General features: G+C 53.3%; 11 protein-coding genes. 7 read left to right on the top strand and 4 right to left on the bottom strand.

The window, feature by feature from the left end:
* Nucleotides 1-109: 109 nt before the first annotated feature.
* The 4 genes from CR159_RS21055 to CR159_RS21040 form a co-directional block, all read right to left on the bottom strand.
* Nucleotides 110-580 carry a copper chaperone PCu(A)C gene (locus CR159_RS21055; RefSeq protein WP_102075898.1) on the bottom strand — a complete coding sequence of 157 codons (471 nt, stop codon included), beginning with the start codon at nt 578-580 and terminating at the stop codon, nt 110-112.
* Between the two features lie 166 nt (nt 581-746).
* Nucleotides 747-1,388 carry a M23 family metallopeptidase gene (locus tag CR159_RS21050; RefSeq protein ID WP_102075897.1) on the bottom strand — a complete coding sequence of 214 codons (642 nt, stop codon included), beginning with the start codon at nt 1,386-1,388 and terminating at the stop codon, nt 747-749.
* Nucleotides 1,389-1,488: 100 nt separating this feature from the next.
* Nucleotides 1,489-1,881, bottom strand: a complete 393-nt coding sequence (gene lspA / locus CR159_RS21045; protein WP_233208451.1) for a signal peptidase II — start codon at nt 1,879-1,881, stop codon at nt 1,489-1,491.
* 122 nt (nt 1,882-2,003) lie between these two features.
* The gene (locus CR159_RS21040; RefSeq protein ID WP_102075896.1) at nt 2,004-4,304 is read right to left on the bottom strand and encodes a heavy metal translocating P-type ATPase; all 2,301 of its coding nucleotides are present in this window, start codon (nt 4,302-4,304) and stop codon (nt 2,004-2,006) included.
* A gap of 171 nt (nt 4,305-4,475) precedes the next feature.
* Here CR159_RS21040 and CR159_RS21035 point away from each other — a divergent pair, with 171 nt between their 5' ends.
* The 7 genes from CR159_RS21035 to CR159_RS21010 all read left to right on the top strand — a co-directional run bounded on the left by CR159_RS21035 (nt 4,476) and on the right by CR159_RS21010 (nt 7,761).
* The gene (locus tag CR159_RS21035; protein WP_233208450.1) at nt 4,476-4,643 is read left to right on the top strand and encodes a hypothetical protein; all 168 of its coding nucleotides are present in this window, start codon (nt 4,476-4,478) and stop codon (nt 4,641-4,643) included.
* A gap of 65 nt (nt 4,644-4,708) precedes the next feature.
* Nucleotides 4,709-5,236, top strand: coding sequence for a c-type cytochrome (locus tag CR159_RS21030; protein ID WP_369406275.1), 528 nt, complete (start codon nt 4,709-4,711; stop codon nt 5,234-5,236).
* The gene (locus tag CR159_RS22045) at nt 5,233-5,559 is read left to right on the top strand and encodes a hypothetical protein (RefSeq protein WP_233208449.1); all 327 of its coding nucleotides are present in this window, start codon (nt 5,233-5,235) and stop codon (nt 5,557-5,559) included. Before CR159_RS21030 ends, CR159_RS22045 begins: the two co-directional genes overlap by 4 nt.
* Nucleotides 5,560-5,566: 7 nt before the next feature.
* Nucleotides 5,567-5,869, top strand: a complete 303-nt coding sequence (locus CR159_RS22040; RefSeq protein WP_233208448.1) for a thioredoxin domain-containing protein — start codon at nt 5,567-5,569, stop codon at nt 5,867-5,869.
* An 89-nt stretch (nt 5,870-5,958) separates the two neighbouring features.
* Nucleotides 5,959-6,459: a hypothetical protein gene (locus CR159_RS21020; RefSeq protein WP_102075895.1), complete on the top strand. Its 501-nt coding sequence runs from the start codon at nt 5,959-5,961 to the stop codon at nt 6,457-6,459.
* A gap of 399 nt (nt 6,460-6,858) precedes the next feature.
* Nucleotides 6,859-7,269, top strand: a complete 411-nt coding sequence (gene cadR, locus CR159_RS21015) for a Cd(II)/Pb(II)-responsive transcriptional regulator (RefSeq protein ID WP_102075894.1) — start codon at nt 6,859-6,861, stop codon at nt 7,267-7,269.
* 102 nt (nt 7,270-7,371) lie between these two features.
* Nucleotides 7,372-7,761 (top strand): TlpA family protein disulfide reductase, encoded by a 390-nt coding sequence (locus tag CR159_RS21010; RefSeq protein WP_102075893.1) that lies wholly within the window; start codon nt 7,372-7,374, stop codon nt 7,759-7,761.
* The last annotated feature ends 161 nt before the right edge of the window (nt 7,762-7,922 follow it).

Below are 7,922 nucleotides of genomic sequence, written 5' to 3'. Positions count from 1 at the left end.
TTAGGTGGCATCATTTTCCTGACGATTTGCTCTTTGAGCTCAGGGCTATAGGCGGACATGAAAACACTCCAACCGCCCCCTCATCTATTAGGTTCAAGTGACCGGACATCTATTGTGACAGAGGGGGAACGTGAGCGCCAACAGCAAGGGCTTGGGTAGGCTTTTCGAGCATGGCATGATAGCTGGCCGGTTTAAATTTCAATTCTCCGCCTGCTGGGATCGAAATTTCGTGAGCCATGCTCATTTTGCTCTGGCCGTCCTCATTGGTCGTTTGATGTAATGATACCTGGCCGAACGCGGGTATCGCCAAGCTGGTTAGTTTTGCGTCACTTGAGCCAGTGTTTTTTATGACAAAGTAGCCCGCAGAAGGTATTGGCTTCGGTAATGAACGAATCCAGCAGCCTGAAACTGCTAACGTTTTAGACACAGATGCTTTATTGTCTGGGCCCGTATCGGCGTGTTGAGTTGTCTTGGATTGATCTTGCGCGGACACAGGAGCAACATGTTCACCGTGAACGTTTGCTGCGTAGGCAGTCGAAGAGCCGTAAAGCATTAAAATACCAAAAACTACTTTTTTCATGATGCTACCTTCGTGTTATTCGACAATGGGAAAGGGCTTTAATGAACGGAGCGCATCTGCCCGTTGCATAGACGAGGCACGTACTATTAAGACAACAAGTGTTGTGCGCCTTAGGTGAGAAGCAGGCGGAACTGTTCGACCTCTTGGTGCCCTCTCCCACGCCCTATTAATTTACGTTAGCGGGAAAATATTCATTTTCAACGTACAGCCTGTCTACTTTTAATGGGTTAATCGGTTGATCGTCTATTCGGACTTCATAATGCAAGCTATTGCCGGTCACCATTCCGGTTGATCCCACATATCCGATGGTTTTGCCTTTCAACACCGTAACGCCTTTTTTTAAACCATGGGCGAATCGACTTTGGTGAGCATAGACCGTGGAAAAGTTAGCAGCATGCTCGACAATAATGACTTTTCCGTAGCCCTTTTGTCGGCCAATAAATGCAATAGTGCCGTCTGCCGTTGTTCTGATAGGCGTGCCCTTGGGCGCTGAATAATCAACTCCACTATGGGCTATGGGTTTGTTGAGAACGGGGTGGAGGCGTAAACCAAAATTAGAACTTATTTTTGTTTGAACTCCTTTAATTGGAGTAGGGAGGAATGATTTACGAAGCCGCTCTACCCGTGGAACTTCGGCGATAGCATTCGCTTCATGAAACCGAAATTGCTCATTGATAACGGAGAAGCTCAATACCTCGGCAAACGCGTTTGAAGCCATAAAAGTGCTTGTTGATAACAGAATCATGCCTGCGGCGCGCAAGGGGTTTTGTTGAGTGATGGCTGTTAAAAATGTTTTATTCCAAGACATGAGTTTGAATTTTTCTTAATATTAGATTGTGCCTTTGTGCAACGTGCAACGAGGGCCTTTTATGAATAAATAGGATAAAAGTACTGGATCATTGCAGAAGCTATATAGCTTGCTTCATTTCGTTTCGCGGGAAAGTAAAGGACGAGAGGGTAAGGAAAATAGCGCCACCGACCACTAACACGTCGGCCAGATTGAAAGCAGGCCAATGCCATAGTCCCCAGTGAAAATCAAGGTAGTCTACGACAGCGCCTAAACGCACTCGGTCTATGACATTGCCCAGGGCGCCGGCGACGATCGAAACATACGATGCCGTTACCAATCGACTCGTGACTCCGCGCTGCAGCGAGAATAACAGTATGGTGCTCACCAGCAGCCCCACAGCGCTGAAAAAATACCGTTGCCATCCACTTGCGTCAGCCAAAAAAGAAAAGGCGGCGCCCGGGTTTAAAACGTGAGTCCAAGTTAAACCATGGCGTGATTTGAATACTCGCATAAAGCGGCAGGGTGGCTGATACCGCCTGTTTAATGGCCTGGTCGAGTGCAGTTAAGCTCACCGCCAGCAGGCACCACAGCCACCAATGTGATTTGGACGAAAATTGGTGTGCCATCCTGAGCCTAACCGGTCGAACGTTCGTAATCGGCCCTGGGCTCGTCGGCGGGAGCCGGGCGCGCGCTTGCCTTCTTGCCGCTGCGCAATAAGCGCAAGCCATTCGCTACGACTAGTAGGCTGGCACCCATATCTGCAAAGACGGCCATCCACATGGTCGCCCCGCTAAAAATGGCAAGATAGAAAAACACGACCTTGATGCCGATTGCGAAGCTTATGTTTTGCCATAGCACTGCATGGGTTTTGCGTGATAGCTCCACTGTTGTCGCAATGCGATGCAAGTCGTCGTTCATAATGACGACATCGGCTGCTTCCATGGCGATATCCGTACCGGCGGCCCCCATGGCAAAACCAATGTCGGCTTGAGCCAGCGCAGGCGCGTCGTTAATACCGTCGCCTGTCATCCCGGTTAAGCCATAATGCTTTTGCATTTCCTGGATTGCGGCGAGCTTGTCTTGCGGTAAGAGATTGCCACGCACATCCTCGATACCGGCTTGGTGGCCAATAGTTCTGGCTGTCGCACTATTGTCGCCCGTTAACATGACGGATGTGACCCCCAGCGCCTTAAGGTCTGCAATAGCCGCCCGCGAGGATGCCTTAATCGTATCGGCAACGGCAAAAAGGGCTAGCACCGTCTCGTTGGAGGCCAGTAGCGTAACGGTCCGTCCGGCTTCCTCATGGATTTTAAGAAGCGCCTCGAGTTCGGCGCTACATTGCTCGCGTTCTTCAATCAAGCGGTGGTTGCCCAGCACGTAGTCCTCGCCCGCCACGGCGCCTTTGACTCCGCGGCCAGGCAGCGCCTCAAAGGCATCCACATCGTGTGTGGACAGGTTCAACCCCACCGTGATGGCTTTGGATACGGGGTGATCTGAGCGACTGGCCAAGCTGGCGGCTATTGCAGCCACATGCTGTTTGGAAACATTAGGGGAGATTACTTCCCATTCGACCAATTCCGGCTTGCCTGAGGTGATCGTGCCGGTCTTATCCAGCGCAACGGCCTTGAGTTTGCGCGCCTCTTCAAGATAGGTGCCACCCTTGATCAGAATTCCTCGACGGGCTGCCGCAGCCAAACCGCTGACAACCGTTACGGGCGTAGAGATGACCAGCGCGCACGGGCAGGCAATGACCAACAAGACCAATGCCTTATAGATGGCTTGCAACCAAGTCCAATCAAAGAGCAGGGGGCCGGCTAACGCCACGGCAAGCGCCATGACGAAAACTGCAGGCGTATAGATTGCGGAAAATTTATCGACGAAACGTTGTGTGGGAGCGCGGCTACCCTGTGCCTGTTCCACAGCATGAATGATTCGGGCCAGCGTCGAATCGCTCGCCACAGCGGTGACCTCAAACTCCAGGGAGCCAGACTCATTAATAGTGCCGGCAAACACAGGGTCACCGATGGTTTTTTCAACGGGGATGCTTTCGCCTGTCACAGGGGCTTGATTGATCGCACTTGCGCCCGCCGTGACGGTGCCGTCTAAGGCCACCCGTTCACCTGGCTTGATACGCACGATTGTACCGAGCGAGACATCCTTGGCTGGCATCACGTGCCAATTACCGCCCGTCTGGCGAACCTCGGCCGTTTCTGGCGCAAGGTCCAGAAGACCCTTAATCGCATTTCGTGCCCGATCCACGGCGCGAGCCTCGATTAATTCAGCGATAGCATACAAGGCCATGACCATGGCGGCTTCGGCCCATTGGCCGATTAAGAAGGCTCCTGTGACTGCGACGGTCATCAAGGCGTTAATGTTAAGCTTGCCGTGGCGAAGAGCAAAAAAGCCCTTCATGTAAGTATCGAGTCCGGCCAGCCAAATCCCGATAACGGCTATCACCATTCCAGCGATTTGCCAGGGCTGGGTGTCGGGAGCGAGAAACGAAAGACTCTCCGCTCCGAAGGCAAAAACGAGCGCAAAAACCAAGCGGGTAATGCCGCTCGAAAATCCGTGCTCCTGGTCACTGTGCGCCCCGGAGCCGTCACCACTGTCGCCTGGTTTTGATATTTCTTTCGGATCAAAACCGATTTTGCGTATCGCGGTCAAAGCCAACGGCAACACGTCAGTTGGTGCATCGATAACCAATGTGCGCGCGCCAAGCTGAAAGCCCAAGCTACGGATACCAGTAACCGGTTCGAGCGCGCGACGAATTTCAGACTCTTCAGCGGAGCAGTCCATGGTGGCAATGCGATAAGCAGTCGCGGAACCGTTTTTCCGTGGCATCTGCGGCGGATCAGTGGGTTGGCTAGTGTGGCCGTGTGCGTGACCGCAACACGATGCGATCGTTTTGTCGAGGGTTGGCTGAGGATTTTTCATAGTGGATTTCCTTTGATGCCGCTATTAGAAACCCTGCAGTGGCTTTAGGGTCAAGTGTTTTTTGATTCTCTTATCATCTATCGCCGTCGCGTCAACTAGCGGGGACAGTAGTTGCTAGAATGCTGCTGACTTGGAGAGGTAGTCGTTACCAAGCCCGAGGCCCTAGATCTGGTGGCTTACTTGCAAGGCCTGGATCGCACCTATACCGTGCTTTCGGCGGAAGAGGCCGAATGGGCGGCCAGTCGTCTGGCTCCTGAGCGCCTGGCTCAAGAACCTGCCGAGAAGATGACCGACCCTAACGAATCAGGAAAAAACGATGAGACCAAAACAAACCCGTAGTTGTGAGAATGCCGATCCCAAGGAACTGTATAACCCGGTACCGCGTGTATTTCTGGATCTGATCATTGGTCTTGTCGCATGGGCGATTTTTATATTCTCAATGCCGATCCCACTGGGGTTGCGTCGCTAGGCGACCGTCGAGTCCCCGTAACCCACGCGGCGGTGCTGGCGGCGATGAGGGAAGCGTAGTCGACGGACGTCAAATTTATACCACTACCTGTCAGGCTTGTCATCAGGCAACCGGGCAGGGTTTGCCTGGCGTCTTTCCGCCATTGGCGGGCGCGTTCTGGGTTACGGGCGACGTCAATATTCCCGCGCAGATTGTGCTGCACGGCTTGACCGGGCCTATCGAGGTTGCCGGCACCACTTACAACGGGGCCATGCCGGGTTTCGGTACGCAGTTGAACGATGCGCAAATCGCGGCCGTTCTTACCTTTATCCGGGCGGAGTGGGGCAACGACAGTCCTGCTGTCGAAACGGCAACGATTGAAGCCGCGCACGCAGCGACGGCATTCCAAGCTGAGCCTTGGGGCGATGTCGCCGACGTCCCCGCCACTGATGCGGGCACTGCTTCCGCGGCAGAACAGTCGTGACACACGGCGCCGTCAGGACGCTGGTGGCTATCTTCGCCCTGATCGCGTTGGGGCTGCTGGCGTTTGGCGGGGTGACGCGCGGATTCACCGCAATCACCGCCGATGGAGTGCGCCGGATCGACCTAGAGCACGCGCCGCGAACCTTGCCGGTCCTATCCATGATTGACCAGACGGGCGAGAACCCTGTCGCTGGCCGATTATGGCAGCGCGTCCGGTTATACGACCTTTGTCATGTTGCTCTACACCAGTTGCGACACCATCTGCCGTACAAGTGCATCGGGACTGGCGTTTTTGTAGCAGGAAGTACGGAACCGGGGCCTTGAAGGCCGTGTGCGTTTGCTGACGCTCAGCTTCGATCCGTTCAACGATACGCCTGCGGTGTTGGCCAAGCATGCCCGCAGCCTGGGGGCCGACGCATCGCTGTGGCGCTCGTCAACGGTCGTCAGTCCTTTCGACCTGGAACCCATGCTCAAGTTGTTCGACATTGTGATTATTCCTGATGGCCTGGGCGGGTACTCGCACAATGCTGCGCTATTTCGTATTGACGAGCGCGGAAAGTTGATCAAAGCGTACGATGTCGATCGGGCTGACCTGGCATTCGCCGACTATTTATATAATAAGGCGGCGCCGTAGCCCATGCGCTTGATTACTCCTCGCTATATTGCATGGTTCCCTGGCGTGCTGCTTGTGGCGGCAGCCGTGTTGCAGCCATGGCTCGCCATATGGGGCTGGAGTTTCCGCTTCTGTTTGTCATAGGCTGGTTGACCACCTTGGCGGCGGGTCCGCGTCTTGTGCGGCTGATTGAGCCCTGGACCGCAAAGGGACTTACCGCGCTTGTGTTTACGGCATTGGTGATCGCGTTTTGGATGGTGCCTGCCGCGCTCGATCTGGCCGTCCTCCATACAGGCGTGGCTTTAGTTAAGGTTCTTAGCTGGCTTGTCGCCGGAATGCTGCTGGAAGTCTCGTGGCGCCAGGCGGGCGTGGTGATTCAGGCATTTTTTATTTTCAACTGGTGCTGGATGACGGTTGCCGTGGGCCTCATTTATCAGGAAGCCCCACAGCAATTGTGCAGCGTTTATCTAGTTGACGATCAATGGAATGCAGGAGCTTTCATGGTTTTTTGGGCCGTGGCTGTATTTATACTCTGGTTGCCCGGAGCGATTAAATCGAGCAACTTGCTCGGCGATAGCGACGACTCATCCAAAACGCCGCGCACAAATTAGGTGCATCTATTAAGCGTACTTTGTTACTTAAAGGTGCACGATCTCGTTCTTGCAAGTGAGGAGACTTAGTCCTGCACCTGGCAACAACCAAGTGCTATAGGTATGGCTGCTCTTCTAGCGATCAAATAGCGGCCGTCGATACTCCCAGACCGAGCTAGTCCAGCCCTGATCGCATCGATCTTGGTTTTCACAGCAATTTGGTGCTGATTACGCGAAGTCCCATGCTGTTATCTGTAATTCGCTAAATTGCCATCCTGTGGATGGGTAACGTAGTAGCTGTTCTCTCACCCTTGCTGGCGCATACTTTCGACGCAAAATGGAGCAGGTCGTCTTGCGTTAGTTGCTATTGGTATACGAATACCCTATAGTTACTCTATGGTTTTATTAACTGAGATTAAGATGAATATCAAGATTGGCGAACTGGCCAAGCGCACGGAATGTCAGGCCGAGACCATTCGTTATTATGAAAAGGAAGGCCTGTTACCTGAACCCTCTCGCAGTAGCGGTAATTATCGTTTGTATAGTGAAGAGCATGTTGAACGTCTACGATTCATCCGGCACTGTCGTACGCTCGATATGGCGTTAGAGGATGTACGTGCCTTACTGAAATACCGCGACAAGCCGGAGGAGGACTGCGGTGATGTCAATGCTTTGTTAGATGAGCATATCCATGCGGTGGAAGTGCGCGTCAAAGAATTGATGCAGTTAAAGGGGCATCTGACGATTTTGCGCGAAAAATGCACAAGCGCGAAGCCGACAGAATCGTGCGGGATATTACAGGCGTTGTCGGATTGCTCCTGCCATGTTTAAAAACGTAATTTTTGACTTTATGTCGAGCGTGTAAGCTATCCCGCAAGTGCCTCGTTTGCTGGGCTACTTCGGCACGATGGGAGCTGACTCGCTCGTTTAACCTTGGCTGATTTTCATGGTCGTGTCATATTGCTCAATCTATGGGCGACCTGGTGCCCTCCGCGTCGAGAGGAGATGCCATCGCTGGACCGGTTAAATGCCAAGCGTGGCGGTCCAGACTTTGAAGTCGTTGCGCTTTCGATTGATCGAGATCCCGATTTAGTCAAGCCGTTCTATCAGGATTTTGGCATTCGAACGTTAAAGCATTACGTTGACCCGACGACAAAAGTCTCAGATACATTGCGTGCACCGGGCGTGCCAACAACGCTATTAATTGACCAAGAGGGCCGAGAAATAGGCCGGGCAATGGGGCCCGCCGCCTGGGATGGCCCGCAAGTTGAAGCCTTGATTGATGGCGCACTACTGTATCCCTCTGTTCGGGATTCAAAGTGATGAGCAATGACATTGGAACCGATTTTTTCCTGGGTGGGTATTCCGGCCTATCGTGACCAGTGATTCCGGTCTATCGTGACCGGCTATTCTGGTCCATCGTGACCGCCCATTCCGGTCTATCGTGACCGATTTCCGGGGCCACCGGAATCGGCGGTCACGAT

Source organism: Pollutimonas subterranea, assembly GCF_002849655.1.
In the GTDB taxonomy this organism is placed as follows: Bacteria; Pseudomonadota; Gammaproteobacteria; order Burkholderiales; family Burkholderiaceae_B; genus Pollutimonas; species Pollutimonas subterranea.
Note: the sequence above shows the minus strand (reverse complement) of the source record. Positions and strands in the feature narration are given on the sequence as shown.

Excerpts from the sequence above, each read along its gene's own strand:
- CR159_RS21055 (WP_102075898.1), bottom strand. The coding sequence starts at position 580 with ATGAAAAAAGTAGTTTTTGGTATTTTAATGCTTTACGGCTCTTCGACT.
- CR159_RS21050 (WP_102075897.1), bottom strand. The coding sequence starts at position 1,388 with ATGTCTTGGAATAAAACATTTTTAACAGCCATCACTCAACAAAACCCC.
- lspA (WP_233208451.1), bottom strand. The coding sequence starts at position 1,881 with ATGCGAGTATTCAAATCACGCCATGGTTTAACTTGGACTCACGTTTTA.
- CR159_RS21040 (WP_102075896.1), bottom strand. The coding sequence starts at position 4,304 with ATGAAAAATCCTCAGCCAACCCTCGACAAAACGATCGCATCGTGTTGC.
- CR159_RS21020 (WP_102075895.1), top strand. The coding sequence starts at position 5,959 with ATGGGGCTGGAGTTTCCGCTTCTGTTTGTCATAGGCTGGTTGACCACC.
- cadR (WP_102075894.1), top strand. The coding sequence starts at position 6,859 with ATGAATATCAAGATTGGCGAACTGGCCAAGCGCACGGAATGTCAGGCC.